Below are 26,662 nucleotides of genomic sequence, written 5' to 3'. Positions count from 1 at the left end.
AAGCAATGAGGTTTACGCCAGGCTCTTGCTGACCACCTCAAACACATCGCTGGACAGCTCACCCGCGCCCAGGATGCGTTCCAGCTCCGCTTTCATCAGCGCCTGCCGTGCGCTGTCGTATTTACGCCAGCGGGTCAACGGCGCCAGTTGGCGCGAGGCGATCTGCGGGTTCAAGGTATTGAGCTGGATCACCAGGTCCGCCAAGAAGCGGTAGCCCGAGCCATCCGCCGCATGGAAGTTGATCAGGTTCTGCCCGGCAAAGGCGCCCACCAGCGCGCGCACCTTGTTGGGGTTCTTGATGGTGAACGCCGGGTGCTGCATCAACGCCTTGACCCGCGCCAGCCCGCCCGGCAAGGTGCTGCCGGCCTGTACGCTGAACCATTGATCCATGACCAGCGGGTTGTCCTTGAAGTTCTCGGCAAACACCGCCAAGGCCTGGGCTTTCTCTGCTTCGAATGGCGAGTTCACCAGCACCGCCAACGCCGTCAGGCGCTCGGTCATGTTATCGCTGGTGTCGAACTGATCCAGGGTGGCCGCCAATACTTCCGGCTTGCCGCTGAGCATCAAGTACGACAGCGCGATGTTCTGCAGGGCACGCCGGGCGAAGTGCTCTGCCTCTGCCACGTAAGGCGTTTGCTTGGACAGTTCGCGGTTGGCCTGGTAGCGCAGCCACAACCCTTCGAACAGGTGGTCGGCCAGTTGCTTGCGGGCAAACTCGCGGGCAGCGTGGATGGCATCCACATCCGCCACTTCGCTGATTTCTGTGAGGTAGGCTTCACTCGGCAGCGAAAGCATTTCGGCGACCATGGCCTGGTCCAGGCTTTCATCGCTCAATACCGTGCGCAGCGCATCGATCAGGCGTTGATCAAGCTTCAGCGGCTGGCCCGCCTGATGCTGGCCGATCAGCTCCTGCAATACCTGCACGGCCAATTGCTGGCCGGCATCCCAGCGGTTGAAACCGTCGCTGTCGTGCTGCATCAGGAACATCAGTTGATCGCGGCTGTAGGGGAAGCTGAGCTTCACCGGCGCCGAGAAACCCCGCAGCAACGAAGGCAAGGGTTTTTCAGCGATGTCGACGAAGGTAAACGTCTGCTCCGCTTCGGTCACCGAGATTACCCGCGAAGTGTCGCCCGCCGCTGCTTCACCGGCCAGGCGCAAGGCAATACCGGCGCCCTGCCCGTCCAGCAAGCCCAGCTCAACCGGGATCACAAAGGGCAGTTTTTCGACCTTGTCCGGAGTCGGCGGGCAGCTCTGGCGGAAGGTCAGGCTGTAGGTCTTGGCCGCCGCATCGTAGGCTTCGCTCACCGCCAGACGTGGGGTGCCGGCCTGGCTGTACCAGCGTTTGAACTGGCTGAGGTCGGCCCCATTGGCGTCTTCCATGGCCTTGATGAAGTCGTCGCAGGTCACGGCCTGGCCGTCATGGCGTTCGAAATACAGGTCGCTGCCTTTGCGAAAGCCCTCGGCGCCGAGCAAGGTGTGGATCATGCCGACCACTTCCGAGCCCTTTTCATAGACGGTCAGGGTGTAGAAGTTGGAGATCTCGATAAAGCTGTCCGGGCGCACGGCGTGGGCCATGGGGCCGGCATCTTCAGCGAACTGATGGGTACGCAAGTACGCCACGTCCTGGATGCGCTTGACCGTGGCCGAGTTCATGTCGGCAGAGAAACCCGAGTCACGGAACACGGTGAAGCCTTCCTTGAGCGACAGCTGGAACCAGTCGCGGCAGGTGACGCGGTTGCCCGACCAGTTGTGGAAGTATTCGTGGGCAACGATGGCCTCGACGCGCTGGTGAGCGGCATCGGTGGCCGTTTCGGCGCGGGCCAGCACGGCGCTGGAGTTGAAGATGTTGAGGCCCTTGTTTTCCATGGCGCCCATGTTGAAGTCGTTGACCGCGACGATCATGAAGATGTCCAGGTCGTACTCGCGGCCGTAGGTCTCTTCGTCCCAGCGCATGGATTTTTTCAGGCTGGTCATGGCGTGCTGGCACTTGTCGATATTTTCCGGCTCGACATAGATGCGCAGCGCGACTTCGCGGTTGGTCATGGTGGTGAAGCTGTCTTCAACGCACCACAGGTCACCGGCCACCAGCGCAAACAGGTACGCCGGCTTCTTGAACGGATCTTCCCAGGTCGCCCAGTGCCGGCCGTCTTCACCAGGGCCGCTGGCGATCGGGTTGCCGTTGGACAACAGCACCGGGTAGCTGTGTTGCTCGGCGATCACCGTGGTGGTGAACACGCTCATCACATCCGGGCGGTCGAGGTAATAGGTGATCTTGCGGAAACCTTCGGCCTCGCACTGGGTGCAGAACATACCGCTGGATTTGTACAAGCCTTCCAGGGCGGTGTTGGTTTCCGGGTGGATCTTGACCGTGGTGTCCAGGGTGAAGGTTTCACGCTGGGGATGCAGGGTCAGGTGGCTGTCGGTCAGCTGGTAATCGGCGGCGGTCAGTTCCTGATCCGCGAGGGTGACGCTCAGCAACTCAAGCTGCTGGCCATCGAGCACCAGCGGTGGCAGGCCGGTGCCACGCTCGGGGTTGCGGCGCATCACCAGCTGCGCGTGGACCAGGCTGTGGTCCTCGAACAACTCGAAGGTCAGGTGCGTCTCGTCGATCAGGTAGTCCGGCGCCTGATAGTCCTTAAGGTAAATCATCTTCGGTTGTTCGGTGCGCATGCTGGGGATCCTTCTACTGATGCACGGCGAGCTGGTAGGCCGTGTATTTACGAATGTTGATGACGCCGGTGTCGAAGATCAGGTATTGGCCCTTGATCCCCAGCAGCGTGCCTTCGGCAATCGGGTTCTTGTCCAGGTTGAAGCTGACGATCTTGGTCGGATACTGCTCGACCGGGTAGCGGATTTCAATCGGCTCGATGTCGGCAATGGTTTGGATGGCTTGCAGCCCAAAGCGTTCCTGCAAACCCAGCAAGCCCTCGGCGCAAGAGGCGAACAGCTCGTCACGCACCTGCTTGAGGTCCACCGATTGCGCATCGCCCTTGAGCAAGGCGCGCCAGTTGGTCTTGTCGGCCACCTGGCTGCGAAACAGGTCTTCGACGAAGCCCGATTGCTGGCGCGTCGCCACGCGCATGATCGGCAGCGCCTGGCTGGCGCCCTGGTCCAGCCAACGGGTGGGCAACTGCGTAGCCCGCGTAATACCGACCTTGATCCCCGACGAGTTGGCCAGGTACACCACGTGGTCGGTCATGCAGAATGTCTCGCCCCAGCCCGGATCGCGGCAGGTGCCGGCGTCGTAATGGCAACGTTCGGGGCTCATGATGCACAAGTCACACTGGGCCAGCTTGGTCATGCAGGGGTAGCAATAGCCCTGGCTGAAGCTGGTCTTGGTCTTGCGCCCGCAATGGCTGCAATGAATCGCGCCCAGGTACTCCAGGCGTACATGGGTGCCGATCAGTGGATTGACCGGCACCTCGGTGTTTCCTAAGCGAAAGGCGTATTGAACGGTCGGCTCACCGAGTTGCGCCGACATTTTGCTGACTGCACCGCGACCAATTTCAATCAATGGATCGCATCCGACTTGAACAGGATGTTCGGCACCGGTGCCGATTTCGATGCGCATTCCTGCGGGCCCATATAGCCGGTGCGCTGGTCTTCGGGCAGGTTCTGGATTTCCCAGGCGATCACCGCTTGCAACGACAGCTCGCGCTGCTCGGCGGTGAGCTTGCGGCCATCGGACCATTTGCCGATCTCTACCGCGAGCTTGAGGCTCTCGTAGATGTCCGGGGTGATGTTTTCGATCATTTCAGCAAAAGAGGACATAAGGCTCTTCCTTATCAAAGAGACGCTTTGCGACGGTTGTACAAACCGCCGAGCAAACCCGTCAAGCAACCGATGACCAAGCCGCCCACATGGGCCGCGTTGGCGATTTCGCCGAAACCGATCATCGAGACCAGCCCCGACAGGCAGAGCAGCAACCACACCAGCATCATCACCAGCACCCCACGGGGCAGGCGATAGGCCGGGTTAGGCGACAATAATTGAAAGATCCAGCAGTGCCCGAGCAGGCCGTACAACACGCCGGACAAGCCGCCAAACAAACCGGGGCCACCGTAGGCGTATTGCGCGTAGTTGGAGGCCAGGCTGAACAACAGGGTCAGGCCCAGCAGGTTGATACCGCCCTGGCGCGCTTCAATGCGCCGGCCCAGCTCCCAGTACCACATGCCGTTCATGGCCAGATGCAGGATGCCGAAGTGGATCAGCATCGGCGTGACCAGGCGCCACCACTGCCCCGAGGCCAGGGTGTCGGCCAGCGGCGTGAACTGGATGTACTCGCCCAGCACGCGGAACGGCAGGAAGGTCAGCCAGGCCATGGCTTGCAGGTTTTCACCCAGCAGGGTTACGGCACCCACAATAAGGCTGGCCAACAGCACCAGCGCGGTGACCGGGCTGTGGCGCACCTGCTGAACAAAACCTGGCCGCGCAACGGGCGCCTGCTCGGGAATGTCCAGTTGCTGGTCCGGGTCGCCAGCGGGGAAACGTTGATACAACACGCGCACGTCGTCACTGATGGCCTCGGGCACCCACAGCACCTGTTCACCCGCCTCCTCGCTGACGCGGTGCGGCACCTGCATGCGGTGCAGCAACTTGACGAAGCCGCCCAGGTCGACGCTCAGGGGCAAGCGCAATACAGCTACGGTACTCATGGGATGGCCTCTGGTCGCTCAACGTCGACCCATACGAATTTATGCGGATCCAGTTGGGTTTCCTGGTCGAGTCGATACGCCACCAGCTTGCCGTAGAGCACGGCGCTGTAGTCCAGGCAGGCCAGGTTCGGGCGGATCGGCGCCGGTTTGCCGCTGCGCCAGTAGTGGCCGACGAACAACAGCGGCTCATCGACGCCGTAGCGCAGCAGGGAATTCTTTTGTGTGGACGACAACGGCGTGCGCGCCACCGGCTCCGGCAAGGCGTCGGGCTGGAACACGATGTCGCCGTAGGTCTTGGGGTCGTCTTCCCAGAACTTGGTGCGGAAAAACGAACGCGTCAGGCCATCGCCACCGGTCAACGTCAGGCCGTCGGGCAGGCGCATATCGGTGCCGCGCAACAGGCGATCGAACGCGTTGCAGGCGAAACTGCCCGGTACGGCAGCGGCTTGCAGGAAGTGTTGGTCGATGCAGCCGTCCGGGAAGGTGGCGCGCAACGGCTGGATGAAGCCTTCATCCCAGCACGCGTGCACCACGCGAAAACGCCCGGCGTCGACAAACAGCGGCATGTCGTAGAACCAGCCGAGGAAGTCGTGCCAATCGGCCGGGTGGTGTTCGAACTGGGTCAGGGTCTCGTGGATCAAGCGGGCGTGGCGCGGGTTATGCTCACGCACAAACTGCTTGCCGCTGCCCGGCGGGGCCGGCGTGGTCCAGCCCAGCGCATTGAACTCGTGGTTGCCCATGATGCAGAGCGCCTGGCCGGCCTCGGTCATATCGTGGACGATATGCAGCGCCTCGCGGATGCGTGGGCCACGGTCGATGATATCGCCCAGGAACACGGCCATGCGTGACGGATGGCGCCAGGTGCCGCCCTGCTTGTGGTAACCCAATTGGTCGAGCAAGTGCTCAAGGGTATGAGCGCAACCGTGCACGTCACCAATCAGGTCGTAGCTACGCGCGGGATCGAGCATCAGTCGCCTCCACCTCCCAAGCGGCTGCCCCAGCCCAACTTGGTGCGGCACACTTCGTAGTAGTTGTGATCCAGCGGGTGGATCAAGCGCAACTTCTGTGCCTTCTTGCTCACGGTGATGGTGTCACCGGGGGCGCAGGTGAAATGGTTCTGCCCGTCGCAGGAGACTTGCGGGTAGATTTGCATGTCTTTGGACACCACGATTTTCAGCTCACTGTTGCCATCGACCACAATTGGCCGACTGGACAACATATGGGGGTACATCGGCACGATCACAATGGCATCGAGCTTGGGGTGCATGATCGGGCCGCCGGCCGACAGCGCGTAGGCGGTGGAACCTGTGGGCGTGGCGACGATCAGGCCGTCGGCCTTCTGGCTGCACACGAACTGGCCGTCGATGTACAGCTCGAATTCGATCATGCGCGTGGACTTGCCGGGGTGCAGCACCACGTCGTTGAGGGCATCGCCCTGGCCGATCGCCTCGCCGTGGCGGCGCACTTCGGCTTGCAACAGGAAGCGGTTCTCCACCAGGTAATGACCGTCGAGCACCTTGGCCACTTCGACTTCCAGCTCATCGGGGCGGATGTCGGTGAGGAACCCCAGGCTGCCGCGGTTGATCCCCAGCACCGGCACATTATGCCGCGCCAGCGCCCGGGCAGCGCCGAGCAGGCTGCCATCGCCGCCGACCACGATGACCATGTCGCACACCTCGCCAAGCATCTTGCGCGACGAAGTTTGCAGGCCGTGGCCGGGGAGGATTTCAGCGATGGTGTCTTCGAGGATCACATGCAGGTGGCGCTCGAGCAGAAACTTCTTCAGCCGGCGGACGGTGTCCAACACCTGGGTACTGCCCAGGCGACCGATAATGCCGATATTGCGAAAGTGCTCCATGGGGCTCCTGCGGAATCTGGGGTGAGGCAAAAAGAGCGATTATGGGCGAAAGGCCGCCTCAGGCAAAATCCTTTGTCGCCGCCACGCCTTGATGACAATGGTTCTCAGGCACCTTGCGCACGCTGAAAAGGCTATGCTCGGAACATGACGCCATTCCCCGACTTGCACACCCTGCCCCGCCAACTGCGCCACCCCGAGGTGCGCGACCTGGCGTGGGTGATGCTCGCGCCTCCGATGCTGGCGCAGACGCCTTGGCCCCAGCGCCACCCGCTGGCCGGCAGTGACTGGGTGAAGGCCCCTCACCAGCTCGAAGCCTGGTTGCGCCAGCTGGACCAGGACAGCAGCGCGTTGCAGCAGTGGCTGAGCCTGTCACGCACCCGGCGCCTGGGCCTGTATTACGAACGCTTATGGCAATTCGCGGTGCAGCATGCGCCAGGCGTGGAGTTACTGGCCGCCAACCTGCCGATCCGCCGTGCCGGGCATACCCTGGGCGAGCTGGACATGCTGGTGCGCGACCGCGATGGCGTGCACCACCTGGAGCTGGCGATCAAACTCTACCTGGGCCCGCAGGACGGCAACGGTCAGGACGCCGCGCAATGGCTGGGGCCTGGCTGCCATGACCGGCTGGACCGCAAACTGGCGCACCTGGCCCAGCATCAATTGCCGATCTCCGCGCGGGCAGAAAGCCGCGAGGCCTTGGCGGCGTTGGATATCCAACAGTTCGATGCGCACTTGTGGCTCGGCGGCTATCTGCTCTACCCCTGGCCCGGCGCGGCGCAATCCCCCCTCGGCGCTCACCCGCAGCACCTGCGTGGGCGCTGGTTGCATCAGCGCGATTGGGCGGGCTTTGTCCGCACCCGCCCCGCGGGCCGCTGGCAACCCCTGCCCCGGCATGCCTGGCTGGCGCCCGCGCATTACCCGGCCGATGAGGTGTGGAGTGAGGTGCAGATGCAAGGTTGGCTGGCAGACCTGGACCCAATGGCCCCGGCGCAGTTGCTGGTGCGCATGGTGCCCAACGGTGAGGAGTGGGAAGAAGCCGAGCGGTTGTTTCTGGTGGCCGATCTTTGGCCGAATGTGCCGGGGACAGGCTGATACAGGTGTGGTGTGTTTGAGGGCCTCTTCGCAGCATAGGTATCTACACAACTTTGTAGGCTGTCGCAGCTAACGGTAACCACGATGCGAAGCGAGCCGCTCTTGATCTTGATCTGCTTTTGATCTTAAGCGCCCCGTTAAACCACGCTGGCCGGAATTCGACAGGGATTTGGGGGGTAAACCGGCAGGGATGCCGGTTTAGCCGCCCCGCGCCATGGATGGCGCGTGGCGGCGGCCCCCCAAATCACTGGCGGATTACGGGCACACCGAGCCTAAGCGAGGTGCCGAGTGGTGGGGCAAGAGCGTTTTGCTTACTTTTGCGCTGTTCAAAAGTGAGCCGCCGTCAGGGCGGAACCCTAGGTGGCCGTGACCTAAATAACGGATATGTACCCGGTCCAACTGTGTTGACTGTTAGGCCGTCTTCGCAGGCAAGCCAGCTCCCACATTTTGACCGCGCCGCTGGCTTGCATTTTGTAGGAGCGAGCTTGCTCGCGAAAAACTCGCTGGCGCCGCGTTCATTCAGCAAACACGGGTTATCGTTGACGTTTTCGCGAGCAAGCTCGCTCCTACAGAATGGGCCGCAGCGCCTACCCCATGTGGGAGCTGGCTTGCCTGCGAAAGCGCTAGCCTAGGCGCTACAGCTTATCGATGTGCTGATAATCCAACTGCAACCCCACCGCCAATTCCTGAGCCCGCCCCAACCTGATCGGCCCGCGCTCGATATCAATCAATACGCCTGGGCACTCCAATCGCGGCAGCGCGCCCATCGCCTTGAGTCGTCCATCGGTCACCACCAGCAACTTCTGCTGCTCGGCGGGATAGCGCTTGCGCCGTGCCACCAACCAATGCCCCGCCTCTGTCAGCGCAGCCAGCAATGGCGTGCCGCCGCCCGCACCCAACTGCGCCAACCACTCGGCCAAGCCTTTCGCCGCCTTCAAGCCCTGCACTTGCCACTTCGGTGACTGCCCGCTAGCCGTGAGCAACGCCATGCGCGCCCGTTGCCGATAAGCATCGTCAAACAACTGAGCCAACAGCCCCTTGGCGTCGGTCAGCGCCCGATGGCGCAGCGTGGACGCCGAGGCATCGACAATCACCAGCCACAGCTCAGGGGCTGACCGGCTACGCAGATGAAACAGCAGGTCCGCGCGACATTGCGGCCGACCGCCGAGCAACGTGCCCGGCCAATTGATCGCCCCGCGCTGTGCGCTGCGGGCTTTGCCCTGCCGGCCGGTGTTCAATCGCCCCGCGTGGGGCCGGGCATCCGCCCCCGCGTCAGGTCGGGGGCGGATGCCTAGGGCTTTTTTGGCCAGGTGGGTACATCGCGGCGTGCGCCCGTGGGCAAGGCAGGTGCGGGCATATCGCCCCATTGGCCTTGGCCGGGCGAGGTGTCAGAGGGGGAAGGCGACGGCCCGTCACTCGGCTGGGGCGGCGCGCCTGACGGAGTCTGTTGTTGACGACGATGGCGCAAGGCAAATTCTGCCACCGCATCGATATCTTCCTGCTCGATAGCGGCCGCCCCACGCCACGCCGCATGGGCACGGGCGCCACGCAACCAGACCAGGTCGGCACGCAGGCCGTCGACCCCTGCGGCAAAGCAGCGCTCGGTGATGAGGGCCAACGCCTGGTCATCCAGGGCGATGCTGTCGAGCCGTGCCCGCGCCTGGGTGCAGCGCTCGCGCAAGGCGCCTTGGGCTGGCGCCCACTGCGCGCAGAACGCCGACGGGTCGGTGTCGAAATCCAGGCGGCGCCGGATGATCTGCCCACGCTCGGCGGGCAAGGTCTGCCCGCTCAACGCCACGTTGAAGCCAAAGCGGTCGAGCAACTGCGGGCGCAACTCGCCCTCCTCCGGGTTCATGGTGCCGATCAACACAAAGCGCGCCGCATGGCGATGGGAAATCCCGTCGCGCTCGATCAGGTTGGTGCCGCTGGCGGCCACGTCCAACAGCAAGTCCACCAAGTGGTCGGCCAGAAGGTTGACTTCATCCACGTACAACACGCCGCCATCGGCCTTGGCCAACACGCCGGGGGAGAATTGTGCGCGGCCTTCGCCCAGTGCAGCGTCCAGGTCCAAGGTGCCGACCAGGCGCTCTTCGGTCGCGCCCAGGGGCAAGGTGACAAATTGCCCGCTGGCCAGCAGGTCTGCCAGCCCACGGGCCAGGGTGGACTTGGCCATGCCCCGTGGCCCTTCGATCAGCACGCCGCCGATCTTCGGGTCGATGGCGGCCAGGCACAGCGCCAGCTTCAAGTCATCGGCGCCGACCACGGCGGACAGCGGGAAATGGGGAGTATCAGTCATCAGCTGTCTTCTTCTATGTCCAGCAACAGGTTTTCCAAGGCTTCGCGGTACGCCCCCGGTGCCTGCCACAAGCCACGTTGTTGGGCTTCGAGCATGCGTTCGGTCATGTCGCGCAGGGCATCGGGGTTGTGCTGTTGCACAAAGGCACGGGTGTCAGGGTCCAGCAGGTAGGCATCGGCGAGCAAGACGTATTGGTGGTCGTCAATCAGCGCGGTGGTGGCGTCGAAGGCGAACAGGTTGTCCACGGTCGCGGCCATTTCAAACGCGCCTTTATAGCCATGGCGCTTCACGCCTTCGATCCACTTGGGGTTGGCCGCACGGGAGCGGATCACCCGGTTGAGCTCTTCCTTCAAGGTGCGGATTTTCGGCACGTCCGGCTGGCTGTGGTCGCCATGGTAGCTGGCGGCCTTGTCACCGCTCAGGGTTTCCACGGCGGCCAGCATGCCGCCCTGAAATTGGTAGTAGTCGTTGGAGTCGAGCAAGTCGTGCTCGCGATTGTCCTGGTTCTGCAACACCGCCTGCACCTGGCTCAAACGCTGGGCAAATTGCTCGCGGGCTGCGGTGCCTTCATCGGAGCCACCGTAGGCGTAGCCACCCCAGTTCAGGTAGACCTCGGCCAAGTCCTCGCGGCTCTGCCACAGGCGCCCGTCAATCGCGCCCTGCACGCCCGCGCCATAGGCACCCGGTTTGGCGCCGAAAATGCGCCAGCCGGCCTGTTTGGCCGCTGCTGCTTCATCCAGGCCCGACTCAAGCAGCGCTTGGCGTTCGCTGCGCACCTTGGCGGCCAGCGGGTTCATGTCGTCGGGTTCATCCAGGGCCGCTACCGCCTGCACCGCCGCATCGAACAGGCGGATCAGGTTGGCAAACGCATCGCGAAAGAACCCGGACACTCGCAGGGTCACGTCCACACGCGGGCGGTCCAATAAGCTGATCGGCAGGATCTCGAAATCATCCACCCGCTGGCTGCCGGTGGCCCACACCGGGCGCACGCCCATCAGTGCCATGGCCTGGGCAATATCGTCACCGCCGGTGCGCATGGTGGCGGTGCCCCACACCGACAGGCCGAGCTGACGCAGGTGGTCGCCGTGGTCTTGCAGGTGCCGCTCAAGCATCAGGTTGGCCGACTGGAACCCGATGCGCCAGGCCGTGGTGGTTGGCAGGTTGCGCACGTCCACGGTAAAGAAGTTACGCCCTGTGGGCAGCACATCCAGCCGACCGCGACTCGGCGCACCGCTGGGCCCCGCCGGGACAAAGCGCCCACTCAAGGCATCGAGCAAACCGCGCATCTCCGCCGGGCCGCAGGCATCCAGGCGTGGCGCGACGACAATGCGCAGGCTTTCGATCACCGACTTCACCTCGTGCCAGCCGGGCTCTTCCAACTGCTCGATGGGGCCTTCCAATGCCTGCTCGATCAAGCGCGCCGCGTACAACTCCAGACGTTCACGGGTATCCCCGGCGGTGCGCCACAGCTGATCGTCAATCTTCTGCAACACCAACGGCCGCCGCCCCGTCCAGGGCTCGGCCAATGCGCAATCGAGCGGATCAAACCCCAGCTCGAACGCCTTGGCCAACACGCGCAGCAGGCTCGACTGCGGGCCCCGGCCATCGCCACGGGGAATGCGCAACAGCGCCAGCAAGGTGTCGATACGCAAACGGCCCTCGGGCGACTCGCCAAAAATATGCAGGCCATCGCGGATCTGCGATTCCTTCAAGTCGCACAGGTAGGTATCCAGGCGCGGCAGCCACACCGCCGCGTCCGCCTCACTGCCCAATTCCAACTCCTGGTCGATACGGGTTTCGCGCACCAGCTTGAGGATGTCTTTTTGCAGCTCCAGGGCACGGCGCGGGTCGAGCAATTGCGCTTCGTAATATTCGTCGGCCAGCAACTCAAGGTCACGCAGCGGGCCGTAGGTTTCGGCGCGGGTCAGCGGCGGCATCAAGTGGTCGATGATCACCGCCTGGGTGCGCCGCTTGGCCTGGGCGCCCTCACCCGGGTCGTTGACGATAAACGGGTAGATATTCGGCAGCGGCCCCAGCAGTGCATCCGGCCAGCAGTGCTCCGACAGGCCCACGCCTTTGCCGGGCAGCCATTCCAGGTTGCCGTGCTTGCCCACATGGATCACGCCGTGGGCGCCGTAGGTATGGCGTAGCCAGAAATAGAACGCCAGGTAGCCATGGGGCGGTACCAGGTCCGGGTCGTGGTACACGGCGCTGGCATCCACCTGGTAACCCCGGGCCGGCTGGATGCCGACAAAGGTCAGGCCCAGGCGCAGGCCAGCGATCATCATGCGGCCATCGCGGCACATCGGATCGTTTTGTGGCGCGCCCCACCGTTCCAGCACGGCCTGGCGATTGGAGGCCGGCAGGCGATCAAACATCGTCTGATACTCCTCCAGGCCCAGGCTTTGATGGCAAGGGCGCAGGTCTAGGCTGTCGAGGTCGTTGGTGACGCCGCCGAGCAGTTCATGGATCAGCGCGGTGCCACTGTCGGGCAACACCTCCGCCACCGGGTAGCCTTCGGTTTGCAAGGCGCGCAGGATATTCAGCGCCGCCGCCGGGGTGTCCAGGCCCACGCCGTTGCCGATGCGACCGTCGCGGGTCGGGTAGTTGGCCAGGATCAACGCAATCCGTTTCTGTGCATTGGGCACCCGCGCCAACTCGACCCAGCGGCGTGCCAGCTCTGCGACAAAATCCATGCGCTCGGGCGCTGCGCGGTAGCACACCACGTCCGACTGGCTGCGCTCGCTGCGCCAGGCCAGGTCCTTGAAACTGATCGGCCGGCTGATGATTCGCCCGTCCAGCTCCGGCAAGGCAATGTGCATCGCCAGGTCGCGGGGCCCCAGGCCCTGTTCACTGGCCTGCCAGCCGGGTTGGTTGTCCTGGGCGCAGATCGCCTGGATCACCGGGATATTGCGGCGAAACGGGCGCAAATGCGGAGCTTCCGGGCTCGATTGGGCAAAGCCGGTGGTGTTCAGAATCACCGCGGCTTGCACGTCATCCAGCAGGTCCTCGACCACCGTGAGGCAGCCGGGCTCTTTCAAACTGGCCACCGCAATCGGCAACGGGTTGAGGCCCGCCGCTTGTAAGCGCTGGCAGAACACATCGATAAAACCGGTATTGGCCGCCTGTAAATGGGAGCGGTAGAACAGCACCGCAGCCACGGGCCAGTCAGCGTGCCAATCGGCCTGCCAGTCATTGAGGCGGGCATTGGCGGTGTGCGGGTGATAGATCGCCGTGCGTGGCAGCGCTTGCGGCTCGGCCCAGGCATAGTCGCGGCCCAGGTGGGTACTGGCCAGGCAGTGGTAAAAATCCAGGGCATTGCCCAGGCCACCTTGGCGCAGGAAGTGCCACAGGCGCTCGCGGTGTTCGACAGCAACGCTGCTCAGGCCGCTGAGTTCCGGGTCCGGGCGGTCGTCACCCGGCACCAGGATCAGGGTGACGCCGCGCTCGGCCAACTCCACCAGGCGCTCGATACCGTAGCGCCAATAGCCGATGCCGCCGTGCAATGACAGCAGGATGACCTTGGCGTGGCGCAATACCTCGTCGACGTACAGGTCGACCGAGGCATGGTTCTGCACCTGCATCGGGTTGGCCAGGCGCAGGCTGGGGTAGTCCTCGGGCAATTGCTGGGCGGCTTCGGCGAGCAGCGCCAGGCTGGAATCGCCGCTGCACAGGATCACCAGTTCAGCGGGGGTCTGGCCAAGGTCGGCAATATTGTCGTCCGCGACGAAACCACCGGGTTGGGTCCTGAGCAGGTGCATGGTTAAACGCTGAGGGCGGCGCGCAATTGCGCTTCAAGGCCGGCGGCGTCCAGTTCCTGGCCGATCAGCACCAGGCGCGTGGTGCGTGCTTCGTCAGCGCCCCAGGCACGGTCGAAGTGCTTGTCAAAGCGCGTGCCCACGCCCTGGATCAGCAGACGCATCGGTTTGTTGGGGATCGCGGCGAACCCTTTCACACGCAGGATGCCGTGCTGCACCACCAACTGGGTCAGAGCGTCGAGCAACAGCGCTTCGTCGGCTTGGGGCAAGTCGATGGAGATGGAATCGAAGGCATCGTGATCGTGGTCGTCTTCACCTTCGTGGTGATGGTCGTGATGGCTGTGACGCCCGTCGATATGCTCCTCGGAACCGGCGCCCAGGCCGATCAGCACGTCCAGAGGCAGGCGACCGCTGCTGGCTTCGATGATCTTCACCGCGGGCGGCAGTTCTTCGGCGACTTCCAGGCGCACACGGGCCAGGTCTTCGGCGCTGATCAGGTCGGTTTTGTTGAGAATCACCAGATCGGCGCTGGCCAACTGGTCGGCGAACAGCTCGTGCAACGGCGATTCGTGGTCCAGGTTGGGGTCAAGTTTGCGCTGGGCGTCGACCTGGTCCGGGAAGGCGGCAAAGGTGCCGGCAGCCACGGCCGGGCTGTCGACCACGGTGATCACCGCGTCAACGGTGCAGGCGCTGCGGATTTCCGGCCACTGGAAGGCTTGCACCAATGGCTTGGGCAGCGCCAGGCCTGAGGTTTCGATGAGGATATGGTCCAGGTCACCGCGACGGGCGACCAGTTCACGCATCACCGGGAAGAACTCTTCCTGCACGGTGCAGCACAGGCAACCGTTGGCCAGCTCGTAGACGCGGCCATTGGCTTCTTCTTCGGTGCAACCGATAGAACACTGCTTGAGGATTTCACCGTCAATGCCCAGCTCGCCGAACTCGTTGACGATCACCGCAATGCGACGGCCCTGGGCGTTGTCGAGCATATGGCGCAACAGCGTGGTTTTGCCCGAGCCGAGGAAGCCGGTAACGATGGTGACGGGAAGTTTGGCCAGTGTTTTCATCGGATGCCCTTTGGGGCGGGCATACGGGACGACAGGCCCTGCGGCGGCGCGCAGCAGCGGATTTCGTCACCGGATCACCCCGCCCGGTTGAATTGGAAAATCAGTCGCGAGGCAGGTCTCCTGGCTTGGGGTGTGCAGGTCTTGCGACCAACGCTGACTGCGCCTTCCCGCCCTATCGGCAGTGGCGTGGCAGTCAACTGAACCCTTCACAGTTGCGGGGGCAGCCGCGGCTTGAACCGCGTTCCCTTCTTAGCTTCGGCCTGGGCCGAAGAACCTCGAGGGTGCAAGGCTACAGGGGCTTGCAGCATTTGACTACCGTCCCCGGCCCATGCTCTCCTACACCTCTTGTTTCGGGTGCCCTTCACAGGGTGAAACGGGAAACCGGTGCGTCATAGACCTATGACCAGTCCGGTGCTGCCCCCGCAACGGTAAGCGAGCGAAGCGTCATGGCCACTGTGCGTTTGCATGGGAAGGCGACGCTTTCAGGAGGCCTCTTTCAAGAGCCGCCCCTCGCAAGCCCGGAGACCGGCCCGAAAAAATCAGATAACAAACCCGCGGTGGGCGGGCGCTGTTCGAACCCTGCGTGCCTGGCGCGTGGGGTCTTCATGCGCTCGTTTCACCCTGACACCTGAAAGGGACGCGCCATGTCGATCATCAGCAGCACTTCGCACTCCGCCACTAGCACCGCCACCCTCAGCCAACGCCTGACCGCCGCCATCGGCGCGTCGATCCTGGGCGCGTGCCTGGTGTATTTCGCCGGGTTCTCGCATATCGAGGCGGTGCACAACGCCGCCCACGATACCCGCCACAGCGCCGCGTTCCCGTGCCATTGAGAGCTGCCGACATGATCAAGCGTATTGCGCAAACCGCAGGGTTCACTGGGCTTTTGGCGGCCTTGCTGCTGACCCTGCTGCAAAGTTTCTGGGTGGCACCACTGATTCTGCAGGCGGAAAGCTATGAAAAAGCCCCGCCAGCCGCCGAAGTGGCGCATGAGCACGCCGCTGGTGCCGCAGCCCACACCCACGACGCCCAAGCCTGGGAGCCGGAAGATGGCTGGCAGCGCGTGCTGTCCACCACCGGCGGCAACCTGGTAGTGGCAGTAGGCTTTGCGCTGATGCTCGCCGGCCTCTACACGCTGCGCGCGCCGACCCGCACCGCCCAAGGCCTGCTCTGGGGCCTGGCCGGCTACGCGACCTTTGTACTGGCGCCCACCCTGGGCCTGCCCCCGGAACTGCCCGGTACCGCGGCCGCTGACCTGACGCTGCGCCAGACCTGGTGGATCGGCACTGCAGCATCGACCGCCGCCGGCCTGGCGCTGATCGTATTCGGCCGCAATTGGCTATTGAAAGGCCTTGGGCTGGCGATCCTTGCCGTGCCCCACTTCATCGGCGCGCCGCAACCTGAGGTGCATTCGATGCTGGCTCCGGAGGCGCTCGAAGCGCAGTTCAAGATCGCCTCGCAATTGACCAACGTGGCCTTCTGGTTGGCCCTGGGCCTGATCAGCGCCTGGTTGTTTCGCCGCAATCGCGACGACCAATACTCGGCATGATTCTGGTTGTCGGGCTTGGCTGCCAGCGGGGCTGTGAGGTTCACAGCCTGCTGGCGTTGCTGGACAGCGCCCTGGCCGAGGCCGGCATTGAGCGCTCACGCGTGACTGCGCTGGCAAGCATTGACCGCAAACGCGATGAGCCTGGCCTGCTGGCCCTGGCCCAGCGGTTGAACCTGCCCTTGCAATGTTTCAGTGCCGAACAACTGGTGGGCTATGAGCATCGGCTGAGCCATCGCTCTGCGCTGGCTTTTGCCCACACCGGCTGTTACGGCGTGGCCGAAAGCGCCGCCCTGGCCCTGGCCGAGCACCTGTCCAATGGCCCCGCGCGCCTGCTGATCACTCGCCAGAAAAGCGCACAGGCCACCCTTGCATTGGCCTGCGCAGGGTAAAATCCCGATAATTGCCGCTTTCGATCATGAGCAATCTTCATGCTCGCCCGTTTTTCAACAGGACTTCTCCATGACCGTCTACTTTATCGGCGCCGGCCCCGGCGACCCGGAATTGATCACCGTTAAGGGCCAGCGGCTGATTCGCAGTTGCCCGGTGATCATCTACGCCGGCTCGCTGGTGCCCGCCGCCGTACTGGAAGGTCACCAGGCGCTCCAGGTGGTCAACAGCGCCGAACTGCACCTGGAGCAAATCATCGAGCTGATCAAGACAGCCCATGCCCAAGGCCAGGATGTGGCGCGGGTGCACTCCGGCGACCCCAGCTTGTATGGGGCGATTGGCGAACAAATCCGCCATTTGCGTGAGCTGGGCATCCCGTTCCAGATCATTCCAGGAGTGACGGCTGTCGCGGCGTGCGCGGCCTTGCTGGAGACCGAACTGACCCTGCCGGACATCGCCCAGAGCGTGATCCTGACCCGTTACGCCGATAAAACCAGCATGCCCCCCGGTGAAGACTTCGACAGCCTGGCGCGGCATGGCACCACCATGGCGATTCATCTGGGGGTCAATCACTTGGAAAAGATCGTCGCCGAACTGCTGCCGCACTATGGCGCGGACTGCCCGATTGCCGTGGTGCACAGGGCGACCTGGCCGGACCAGGAGTGGGTGGTGGGTACGCTGAGTGACATTGCCGAGAAAGTCGCGGCCAAGGGGTTTCGGCGTACGGCATTGATCGTGGTGGGCCGGGTGTTGGCCAGTGACAGTTTCAGTGAGTCGTCGCTGTACCGCGCAGGGCATGCGCACCTCTATCGGCCCTGAAGAAACACAGTTTGGCTAGAGAGCTTGCTCCCGTGACGATCCGACAGTCGGTGCATAACTCTGTAACGATCAACGGTAACCACGATGCGAAGCGAGCCGCTCTTGATCTGCTTTTGATCTTAGGCGCCCCGTTAAACCACGCTGGCCGAACGCAGGCTTGAATTCGTGGGTAACCCGGCAGGACGCCGGGTTAGCCGCCCCGCGCCATGGATGGCGCGTGGCGGCGGCCCACGGATTCAAGCCTGCGTTCGGGCACACCGAGCCTAAGCGAGGTGCCGAGTGGTGGGGCAAGAGCGTTTTGCTTACTTTTGCGCTTTTCAAAAGTGAGCCGCCGTCAGGGCGGAACCCTAAGTGGCCGTTACCGCAGCAATGGATATGTACACAATCCAACTGTGTTGACTGTCAAGCCGCCTTCGCGAGCAAGCCCGCTCCCACAATTTGGATCGTGGGCTTCAGGTGGATAGGCGTCGGCCATGAGGCCGACATCGCAGGCAAGCCAGCTCCCACCCTTGATCTATTTTGTTAGATGTATCTTATAACTGACTGAATTTTAAGCATAAAAAACGGCGCTCACGGGGCGCCGTTTTTTTATGTTCGCAGTGAACACCTTACTCAGTAGTAGGCGTTTTCTTTCTGCGTGTGGTCGGTCACGTCACGTACGCCCTTGAGCTCAGGAATGCGCTCGAGCAGTGTGCGTTCGATACCTTCCTTCAACGTAACGTCCGCCTGGCCACAGCCCTGGCAGCCGCCGCCGAACTTCAACACGGCGATACCGTCCTCCACCACGTCGATCAGGCTCACCTGGCCGCCGTGGCTGGCCAGCCCAGGGTTGATCTCGGTTTGCAGGTAGTAGTTGATGCGCTCATTGACCGGGCTGTCGGCATTGACGTTCGGCACCTTGGCGTTGGGGGCCTTGATGGTCAACTGGCCGCCCATACGGTCGGTGGCGTAGTCGACCACGGCGTCGTCAAGGAAGGCTTCGCTGAACGCGTCGATGTAGGCGGTGAAGCTCTTGAGCCCCAGGGCGGTGTCTTCAGGCTTCTCTTCGCCGGGCTTGCAGTAGGCAATGCAAGTCTCGGCGTACTGGGTGCCAGGCTGGGTGATAAAGACGCGGATGCCGATACCTGGGGTGTTCTGCTTGGACAGCAGGTCAGCCAGGTAATCGTGGGCGGCGTCGGTAATGGTTATGGCAGTCATGGAAACTCCTCACAGGCTTGCCCGCAGTTTACGCCAAATTATTACCCAGGTACAAAGTCCGAGTGTTTTTGTCGGGAAAGACCTGATCCTGCTGACCGAACCCGCTGGCGCTCCTACCGGTTTCTGCGAAAACCTATGCCTACCTATGTAGGCCACCTGCAAAACCGCGCTGAATATAGTGAATCCTCTTCGACCAAGGATTGTGAGGATTGCATGAACAACGCGTTGCAGAGTTTCTATTTCAACGGCTTGCCTGAACAGCAAGCGCACCTGGACCATCTGATTGAGTTCGTGACGGCGCACATTTCACGTTCAGTAACCGCCGCCGAGGTGTACTACTACCCTCCCCCGCAGTCCGAGCTGAATCGCGAGTGCAAGGAAGCCTTTCGGGTCCTGGCAAAACTGGAAGCCGATGAAGACTTTCAGCAGTTCCTGCGGGACAAGCCTGAACCGGATAATTCTCTGCTAGGCCGGGACTTTCTTTACGATCTGCTCTCCACCCTACTCAGCAGCGCCCGCTCGCCGGTACCCGACCCTCCCGAAACGTTCAGCATCGCCGACCGCTCGGTGATTCTGCGCCATGTGCCCACCTATTGGTACATCGACGTCGATGTGTTGCTGGATATCAACCGGCGCGTGGGTAATGGTCTTAAAAGTGACGGTTCGGTACGGTTCGACCTGGTGCTCAAGTATTACGCCATCCTCCCGTCCCATCCAAAAACCGGCGAACAGTGGAAATCGGTTCTTTATGGCTTGCAGGAACACTGCGCCCTGAAAAAACTCGGCCACGAAGGCAGCATCAGCGATCTGCAGCATTTACTGGATGCGCCTGCTGACAAAAAGATCAAGTCTGTTATCCAAGAGATCCAGACACACACCCGTAAATCACTGTTCCAATGCGTGCTGCCGCCGACCTTTTCCTCATCACAGCAGGCCATGCTCAGCACCACGCCGACGGTCTTGCTTGAGCAGATTCTCAACAGTCCGAGCAACCTGGCGCTGGCCGAGCGTATCGCCAAGGCGCTGGACTGGTACGGCAGCCAAAAGGCGCAAACCTGCCCACAACCGGTGCTGGTGAAGTTGCTGTGGCGCGCACTGTGGCTGACGATCATCCCCAACCCACGCTCGACGTTGGATAACGAATTGAAGTTATTCATCACGCCTGGGGCGTCTTACAAGTCGGTCCGCCAAGACCTGATCAGCCAGTATCACCACACCTTGTCGATCAGCACTGACGCGGCGCAACTGGCCATGTGCGTGGTCAAGGCCAATGTCGCCAGCGAAGTATGGGTGGCCGATATTCCCGATGACCTGCCCTACGCCGCCACCAGTACCTGGGTCAACTTCAGAAGCGGTTTTCTGCTGGCCGAAACACTTGCGCCCGGCTCATCGCGCCACATGAGCTTTGAGCAACTGCTCAACCTGACGGCGGAGCATTTTCGTGCCAGCGGCGATGACGTCAAACAACAGGCTCTGGTCGCGGCGGCCAAGCTGGGCCCTACCGTGCAATGGGCGCAGGCCAACGGCCTGATTGCCAGCCGAAAGTCGGGCCCCTCCCGCGAGGAGCTCGCTCAGGCCGTCACCGCGCTGGAACAGCATGAGTATGAGGTGTTCAACGCGGTCCAGAACCTTGCGCTCCATCTGCCCAGCCGTTGGCGCTCGGCGTCGGACGCGGAGTACGACAAAGCCTTCCGTGAAGCCCTTGAGCGCCCGAGAAACGCCTATAAGGTACTGATCCAGTCCCTGCTTGCCCATCTGGGTAGCTGGACCCTGGATGTGGACCGGGACGAAATCACGGTGTACTCATTGAGAGAGGCCCTGAACAAGGTGCCCATCGAATATGAAACCAAACGCAAGGCCGATGCCGTTCGCTACCGCACGGGTTTTATTCTGCGCATCGTCAAGGCTCGCGATCCTTTCAGCGCCCTCTACGTCGAGGTGTTCCCCCTCGCCGGCGTGATTCGCCGACGTGGCGATATCGATACCCTGCCACTCAATGGCAAAGTGGTCGAACTGCGTGACGCCATGAGTTGGTGCAAATACAGATTGGCCACCGAAGTGCCCTTTGATCGCGAGGCCTACCGCGAGAACAAAGCGCCCAGGCGCGGCAAAAAGGCCGAGATGATCGTTGAACAAGTCGGCGAAACATTGCCTGGCATCGATTCGCACACATCGCGCCCCTCATCGTTCGCGCCCAACACGCTGTATGCGCCACGCAGTGAAGCGCTGGCGAGCATGATCGCCCGCGAGCTGTTTTTTTGCGACGAAGAAGCCCTGCTGGAAAAAACCCGCAAAGACACACGCGAAGTGGACATCGGCGCAGAGGTACTCGAAGATTTGGCGTTCTGGGGCAAGATATTTGTCCCGTTCTGGGCCGGTATCGAAGACATCGCCTCCGGCGATCCCCAGCGCATCAAATCCGGCGTCGCCAGCTTGTTCATCGACATCGTGGCTTTCGCATTGCCGGTGGGTCGGTATGTGGCCGGCTCTACCCGCCTGCTCATCCAGGCGGGCAAAACCGGGCTGCGCCTGGCGATGCCGAAACTGGCGAAACTGACGGGAAAACTGGTGATTGCCACCCTGCAGGAATTCAACCCCCTGGCCGCCCTGCCCAGCCTGCTCAGGCTGGCGCGCATGGGCATGCTCAAGTTGGGTCACAAACTGATGCGCCAGACGAAACGGGGCATCGCCCAACTGCGCGATGGGACAATCGCCGCCAGGCACATGCGTTCGGTCGATCCTGACAGTTGGAAGCCGCTGCTGGCTGGCGATCGACTGTTTACTGTCGACGGTTTTGCCAATATCCCGATGCGTAACGTCGGCAGCCTCGACGCGCCCGATTATCGCCTGATCGACGCCGCCTCAAATACCGCCTTCGGGCCGCGTTATCGAGAGCCGATCACAGTCATCAGCAACAGCAGCCCGTTGATCCGTCGATACGCGGTCGACCCCGAGTTGATCAGGGGTCTGACGCCCGACGCTCGCGGCCTCTTCTCCCGAGCGGACTACAATCAAAAGTTCATCTGCAATATCGATGATAAGGGCAAGATCGCGGTGTACCAGGTACGCGACAATTCCTACGGGTTTATTCAGGAGACCGCCGCAGGCGCCGACAACAGCTTTTCGATCGTACTGGTCAATCCAAAGACCAACCGCGACTTATCGATCACGCTGTCCTCGGTCGAGCCCGGTCACTGGTACTCAAGCCAGATCAAACTGGCAGGCGGCGCGCCGGATGCACCCAACGTGGTAACGCCATCGATACTGTTGAAATGGACCGAGGCCAGCGAAGAGGTCCTGAAAAAAACCATGGACACCTTCGTCAGCACTTACAACCTGAACCCCACTGCATTTCGCCAGTTCGTCAACAGCCGCAACACCCTGACGCGCAGAGGCCAACAGATGCTCGACCGTGTGGGAACCGCCCGTTCCAGCGTGACCTACGACCACCTGGAGCGCTGGAGCAAGGTATCCCAACGTGAGCGCAACAGCCTCACCCTTGAAGGCTTCGCCGCCGACCACAACCTTGACCCGGTAGACTTTGCCGAGCATGTAAACCTGGACGGCAGCTACCGGGCGGCAGGCAAGGTGCTGGCCAAGTATGCCAGCGGCGGCGACTTCGATGTGCTGACGCCCGAGCACTTGAAAGCCTGGAACAAACACTACAACGCTGCCAATTCACGGGTCTCGATGCTCTCGTTTGTCGAAGCCAAAAACCTCAACCCGGTGATATGGCGCAGTTACGTCAATGACAATGGCAGCATGACCCGCGCCGGTCGGGAGATGTGGCTGTTCGGACAAAGAAGCCCGCTGGACCAGCCGGTCGCCAGGAAACGGCCTGCACCGCCCCCTACTGCAGGCAGTTCAAAACGCCCGCGCCTGGAAGACAACACCCCACCCACGCGGCGCCGATCAACCTCGATCACAGGCTCTTTTGATCATAAAATCAACAACAACGCGGCAATTTTGCAAGATCCGACCGACGTCAGGCGCAGCTTGACCCTCGAGCTTGAAGGCCCGCTGCACACCATCGAGATTACCGACGCCAACCGTTTTTTTGACGAGTTCACTGGCCTGCAACACGTCGAAGTCAAAGAAGCTGCGACCAAAAGTATCCGAGAATGGATCTCCAAGGAGGGCAGCCATCACCGCCGCCTTGATCGGCTGTTGGAGGTCAAGAAACTGGCAAATGGCCCGGAGCGAGGCCTGTCGGTGGTGGCCAAGACCGATATAAAGCGTTTCGATGTCCTTGGGCCGTACACCGGCAAGCTGCATCGGGATCAAGCCTCGATCAATGCCGAGATTCTCGAAAAAGGCGAGGCGGCCGTCGGTACGTATTTATTCCAGACCAACACCCAAGGCGCGACCATCAGCGGCCACGGCAACAGCAGTACGCTGAGCCTGATCAATGCGGTCAAGGTGCCGAACCTGCCCGATGTCGGCATTGAAAATGTCGGCGCCCTGTATGTAGGCAAGTACATGGTGTTTTTAATCGCTTGGCGAGATATCCCTGCCGGGACCGAGTTGCTGATGGATTACGGGAAAGCCTACTGGAAGTACATGAGGCCCTGAAACTCAGCCCTAATGAGCTTGCCGAGAGGGTATCGCGTCATCAATGCCAAGCCAGCGTTTGAGCCTGCGGTGCGTGCCCCTCTCCAACACGTGGTAGCTGGCGAATGCGCCCAGCGCAATGATGACGATACACACAGGCACCATGGTGTAGGGGTCCACCCCACGGTGCTCGATAGCCCAGCGTCCAGCGCACAGCACCAAGACATGAAGCAGGTACACCGAGTAGGAACAATCCCCCAGCATTTTTATACAGCGCGAGCCGCGCAAATACGGCTCCAGCGCCACACAACTGATCACCAGCACAGCGCTGGGCAGGCCCCATTCCAACGCACGGGGGACATCCGCGCCGTGATAGATCGCCGCCAGTGCCGCCATGATCCCCAGCAACGCCAACCACGGCCTGGCCCGGCACAGGCCGCGGCGATACAGCATGCCGATCGCCACGCCCATGAGAAACTCCAGGACAATGTCATTACGGTAAAACCCATCGGCCAAATCGAAGGCGGGGCCAATGACGTAACACAGCAGATACAGCAACACCGCCACCACCCATAGCCGATAGGCTTGCCCCACTAACAAGGCAGCCGCAAACAGACAGTAGAACAGCATCTCGAAATTCAGCGTCCAGCCCACGTCTAGCAAGGGATAGACGCCATAGCCCGCGGGGTTTTGCGCTGGGATAAAGAGCATTGAAAGGAGTATATGGCCGAGTTCGAGCTCAACGTCTGCAAACATCGAAGGCATGGCCGCCGCCAGCACGGCCAGCAGCACGGTATAGAACCAATAGGCCGGCGCAATCCTGGCTACGCGCATCAGCATGAAACGCCAAGGTGTCAGCGCTTTATCGGCAGTTGCGAGGAAAATCACCAAGCCGCTGATGACGAAGAACACATCCACGCCAGCGCCGCCCTTTTCGACTAACAGGTCCTCCAACGCGTTGCGGACCTCGAAGTTGAAAAACAGCTGCATAACGTGGTGCCCCACAACCAGCCATGCCGCCAACGCGCGTAGCAACTGCACTGAAATCAACATCGGCATCCCCTTTCCAATCCGTAGGTAGATATCCGACTGCTTCAGCCCCCACATGGAGAAATGACCGGATCAATAGCGGTAGTTATAGGTTCTCGTAGCGGTTCATGTCCAATACGCCCTCTTCCACCGGCGTGGTTTCGTGGATATACCGCGACAAGTCATGGAAGTACTGCCAGAACAGCGGGTGACTGCGACGTACACCCCAGCGATCGACGATTTTCTCGAAGCTCTTGGCGTCCTTGGCTTGCTCCATTTGCGCGACAAACTCAGGCACTTGCCGGGCCGGGATATTGAACATGAAGTTCGGGTAGCTGCTGAGCACGCCTGGGTAGATCGTCACTGTGTCCAGGCCCGGCTGATAGCGATACGCCTCACCCAGCAGGAACGCCACGTTACTGTGGGCGCGGTTGCGCAGCAGGCTGTAGACCTCGCGCTTGCCGCTGGCGGTTTCGATGCGCAGCATGGTGGCTTCGGGCAATTGCTCGATCACCTTGAGCCCCGCCGCCGGGCGAGAGGTCAGGCGGCTCAGGGCTTGTTCGGCATCCTGCAAGGCCGGGTCGATGCCGTCGCGGGAGCAGAACGCGCCGCTGCAGCGGTTGATCGGGTCGGGGCTGGCGTTCAAATGGCCGTAGCGGGTCAGCAACTGGTTGGCGAAGTCACGCTTGGGGTCCTTCTCGCTCAGGTGCAAACCACTGGCCTTGTCATCGTCAATCGCCTCGTAGTCCAGCCACAGCTTGAGCTTGCCGCTGTTCTGGTACCAGTCGTCCATGAAGTCTTCGCGGGTATCCGCTGGCATCAAGCGCAGGAAGTTCTGCTCGGCGCCGTTGCGGATCAGGTCGAAATACAGGCGGGTCTGGGCCTGGTGCGAGACGTTGCCGAACACATCGAAATTCACCGCCAACTGGTAATAGGTGCGCTCCAGCAGTGGGTAGTCGAACAACCACATCGTCTGCGGGACCTCGCCAATCAGGCCCTTGGTCACCGAGGCGCTGTCGAAATGGCGGAAAATGCTCAACAAGGCATTGTCATTGCCCGCCCACAATGTCGACCAGCTCGGCGCCGGCAGGTCTGCATAGTTGTCACGGCGCAGGGCTTCGTACTGGTTGCGCTTGTCGCGATAGGCCAGCCACAGGCTCAGCACACTGCCCACGTCGTCATTCTGCCCAGGCATGGCCAGCAACGGCGTGGCCTGGCCGCGATAACGCGCATCGGTGATGTACAGGTCGTGGTCGGGGTCCTGGAACAGCGTCCAGAAGTTATCGCGGATCACATCCGTGGCGATCTGCCCACGGCACACCGGCCCGCGAATGAAGGTACGCACGAAGTACTCGGCGTTATCGAGCATGAATTGGTAGCGCGCTTTGGCCGGTATGGCTTCGAATGTCGCGAACGGGTTGGCGCGGCTGCCGGGGCCGTAGCCTGGCAAGGCAGTGACCTGCCAGTCGCCGCCGTAGAACAGCGCCTTGATCCGCGCCATCTTCGCCGCGCTGAAGGGGTAAGTGATGTGGGTTTTATGCACGATCACGCCCTGCACCGGCCACAGGCGGTAATACACCTGGGTGCCTGGGTCGTCGTTGGGGCGGCGCGTGGCGATCAGGTCAATCGGCTGGCCACTGGGCGTGCGCGAACGCACCCACTGGAAGTAATGCCCCGGCTCGCCGTTCTCAAAATAGATATGCGCCAGAAACAAATGCTCGAACAGCCAGCGCGCCACGAGGCTTTCCCGGGCGCCCGGCTGGTTGAACAGGTTTTCCCACTGCTGTACTTGCAAGGCTTCCCTGGCGCTAGGTGCCAGGCCTTGTTCGTCAATCGGCGCGCCGGAGGCCAGCCAGCGTTGCAGGGTCTGGTATTGCTGGTCGGTCAGGCCAGTGACGGCCAGCGGCATGCCTTCCTTGGGGTGAGCGCCGGCATAGGCACTGAACTCACCGGGCGTCGCGCACATGTTGTCGCGGTTGAGCCCCAGCACAATGTTGTCGGGCAGCTTGGCATTGGGCGCCAGCGGTGCGTTGTGCCCCAGCTCCAGCATGCGCGCCATCAACGCAGCCTGGCTGCCCTGGGCGTCCAGTACCGAATAGAAGCCCTTCTGCTGCCACGCCTGTTTGCCGAAGGCGTCATAAAACAAACGGGTGGTGGGCGTGGCCTGGCTGCGCTCGCCGTCATACACCGGCATCTTGCTTGCGCCCCGCGTTGCGCCCTCGGCGCTGCCCAGGTTGAGCTGGCAGGCGGAGTCATAGCAGGCATGGCAGGCCACGCACTTTTCAGTAAAGATCGGTTGGATGTCGCGGGTGTAGGAAATCGCCGAAGCGGGACCTTCCGCCTGAGCGCTGCTGGCTATCAAGGCCAGGACGGCGCTGACGATTAAACGAAGTGACATGTATCC

The 26,662-nt window shown here is 62.1% G+C and carries 19 protein-coding genes and 2 riboswitches; of the genes, 6 read left to right on the top strand and 13 right to left on the bottom strand.

What is annotated here, in order from left to right; translation table 11 throughout:
• Positions 1–12 precede the first annotated feature (12 nt).
• Genes pepN through ACWHXD_RS12565 form a run of 6 tightly spaced genes read right to left on the bottom strand, consistent with a single transcriptional unit; the run spans position 13 to position 6,513 of the window.
• Positions 13–2,670 (bottom strand): aminopeptidase N, encoded by a 2,658-nt coding sequence (gene pepN, locus ACWHXD_RS12590; protein WP_138763552.1) that lies wholly within the window; start codon positions 2,668–2,670, stop codon positions 13–15.
• Positions 2,671–2,683: 13 nt separating this feature from the next.
• Positions 2,684–3,514 (bottom strand): DUF2797 domain-containing protein, encoded by an 831-nt coding sequence (locus ACWHXD_RS12585; RefSeq protein ID WP_078467406.1) that lies wholly within the window; start codon positions 3,512–3,514, stop codon positions 2,684–2,686.
• Positions 3,511–3,771, bottom strand: a complete 261-nt coding sequence (locus ACWHXD_RS12580) for a YeaC family protein (RefSeq protein ID WP_016972751.1) — start codon at positions 3,769–3,771, stop codon at positions 3,511–3,513. The genes ACWHXD_RS12585 and ACWHXD_RS12580 overlap by 4 nt, the downstream gene beginning before the upstream one ends.
• Before the next feature lie 14 nt (positions 3,772–3,785).
• Positions 3,786–4,655, bottom strand: a complete 870-nt coding sequence (locus ACWHXD_RS12575) for a rhomboid family intramembrane serine protease (RefSeq protein ID WP_138763551.1) — start codon at positions 4,653–4,655, stop codon at positions 3,786–3,788.
• Positions 4,652–5,626, bottom strand: a complete 975-nt coding sequence (locus ACWHXD_RS12570) for a metallophosphoesterase (protein WP_169918605.1) — start codon at positions 5,624–5,626, stop codon at positions 4,652–4,654. The genes ACWHXD_RS12575 and ACWHXD_RS12570 overlap by 4 nt, the downstream gene beginning before the upstream one ends.
• The gene (locus ACWHXD_RS12565; protein ID WP_003190745.1) at positions 5,623–6,513 is read right to left on the bottom strand and encodes an NAD(+) kinase; all 891 of its coding nucleotides are present in this window, start codon (positions 6,511–6,513) and stop codon (positions 5,623–5,625) included. Before ACWHXD_RS12565 ends, ACWHXD_RS12570 begins: the two co-directional genes overlap by 4 nt.
• A 144-nt stretch (positions 6,514–6,657) precedes the next feature.
• Here ACWHXD_RS12565 and ACWHXD_RS12560 point away from each other — a divergent pair, with 144 nt between their 5' ends.
• A complete protein-coding gene (locus ACWHXD_RS12560) occupies positions 6,658–7,605 on the top strand; it encodes a DUF1853 family protein (protein WP_138763550.1) in 948 nt (315 codons plus the stop codon).
• 635 nt (positions 7,606–8,240) lie between these two features.
• Here ACWHXD_RS12560 and ACWHXD_RS12555 read toward each other — a convergent pair.
• The 4 genes from ACWHXD_RS12555 to cobW are packed head-to-tail and all read right to left on the bottom strand — an operon-like array spanning position 8,241 to position 14,726.
• On the bottom strand, positions 8,241–8,843 hold the full coding sequence (locus ACWHXD_RS12555; protein WP_138763549.1) for a vWA domain-containing protein: 603 nt from the start codon (positions 8,841–8,843) through the stop codon (positions 8,241–8,243).
• Between the two features lie 53 nt (positions 8,844–8,896).
• Positions 8,897–9,901, bottom strand: a complete 1,005-nt coding sequence (locus ACWHXD_RS12550) for a magnesium chelatase ATPase subunit I (RefSeq protein ID WP_138763548.1) — start codon at positions 9,899–9,901, stop codon at positions 8,897–8,899.
• Complete coding sequence (gene cobN / locus ACWHXD_RS12545) at positions 9,901–13,662, bottom strand: cobaltochelatase subunit CobN (RefSeq protein WP_138763547.1); 3,762 nt, start codon at positions 13,660–13,662, stop codon at positions 9,901–9,903. The genes ACWHXD_RS12550 and cobN overlap by 1 nt, the downstream gene beginning before the upstream one ends.
• A 2-nt stretch (positions 13,663–13,664) precedes the next feature.
• Complete coding sequence (gene cobW, locus ACWHXD_RS12540; RefSeq protein WP_047710668.1) at positions 13,665–14,726, bottom strand: cobalamin biosynthesis protein CobW; 1,062 nt, start codon at positions 14,724–14,726, stop codon at positions 13,665–13,667.
• 93 nt (positions 14,727–14,819) lie between these two features.
• Positions 14,820–15,019, bottom strand: a riboswitch (cobalamin riboswitch).
• Between the two features lie 42 nt (positions 15,020–15,061).
• A riboswitch (cobalamin riboswitch) is annotated at positions 15,062–15,274 on the top strand.
• Between the two features lie 96 nt (positions 15,275–15,370).
• Between cobW and ACWHXD_RS12535 the strand changes: the two genes are divergently transcribed.
• The 4 genes from ACWHXD_RS12535 (at position 15,371) to cobM (ending at position 17,481) form a co-directional block, all read left to right on the top strand.
• Positions 15,371–15,559: a CbtB domain-containing protein gene (locus ACWHXD_RS12535; RefSeq protein ID WP_032892180.1), complete on the top strand. Its 189-nt coding sequence runs from the start codon at positions 15,371–15,373 to the stop codon at positions 15,557–15,559.
• Between the two features lie 11 nt (positions 15,560–15,570).
• Complete coding sequence (locus tag ACWHXD_RS12530; RefSeq protein WP_032892181.1) at positions 15,571–16,275, top strand: CbtA family protein; 705 nt, start codon at positions 15,571–15,573, stop codon at positions 16,273–16,275.
• The gene (locus ACWHXD_RS12525) at positions 16,272–16,664 is read left to right on the top strand and encodes a cobalamin biosynthesis protein (protein ID WP_032892183.1); all 393 of its coding nucleotides are present in this window, start codon (positions 16,272–16,274) and stop codon (positions 16,662–16,664) included. Before ACWHXD_RS12530 ends, ACWHXD_RS12525 begins: the two co-directional genes overlap by 4 nt.
• Before the next feature lie 70 nt (positions 16,665–16,734).
• The gene (gene cobM, locus ACWHXD_RS12520) at positions 16,735–17,481 is read left to right on the top strand and encodes a precorrin-4 C(11)-methyltransferase (RefSeq protein ID WP_069558666.1); all 747 of its coding nucleotides are present in this window, start codon (positions 16,735–16,737) and stop codon (positions 17,479–17,481) included.
• A 612-nt stretch (positions 17,482–18,093) separates the two neighbouring features.
• On the opposite strand, the gene nfuA is transcribed toward cobM, so the two are convergent.
• Complete coding sequence (gene nfuA / locus ACWHXD_RS12515; protein WP_032892187.1) at positions 18,094–18,678, bottom strand: Fe-S biogenesis protein NfuA; 585 nt, start codon at positions 18,676–18,678, stop codon at positions 18,094–18,096.
• Positions 18,679–18,891: 213 nt separating this feature from the next.
• Between nfuA and ACWHXD_RS12510 the strand changes: the two genes are divergently transcribed.
• The gene (locus ACWHXD_RS12510) at positions 18,892–23,250 is read left to right on the top strand and encodes an SET domain-containing protein-lysine N-methyltransferase (protein ID WP_138763545.1); all 4,359 of its coding nucleotides are present in this window, start codon (positions 18,892–18,894) and stop codon (positions 23,248–23,250) included.
• Positions 23,251–23,259: 9 nt separating this feature from the next.
• On the opposite strand, the gene ACWHXD_RS12505 is transcribed toward ACWHXD_RS12510, so the two are convergent.
• Positions 23,260–24,282: an acyltransferase family protein gene (locus tag ACWHXD_RS12505; RefSeq protein WP_138763561.1), complete on the bottom strand. Its 1,023-nt coding sequence runs from the start codon at positions 24,280–24,282 to the stop codon at positions 23,260–23,262.
• An 82-nt stretch (positions 24,283–24,364) separates the two neighbouring features.
• Positions 24,365–26,656: a fatty acid cis/trans isomerase gene (locus ACWHXD_RS12500; RefSeq protein ID WP_138763544.1), complete on the bottom strand. Its 2,292-nt coding sequence runs from the start codon at positions 26,654–26,656 to the stop codon at positions 24,365–24,367.
• Positions 26,657–26,662: the final 6 nt, after the last annotated feature.

The organism is Pseudomonas fjordensis, from assembly GCF_976987115.1.
The sequence above is the reverse complement of the archived record's forward strand: the minus strand, read 5'-3'. Positions and strand labels throughout refer to the sequence as shown.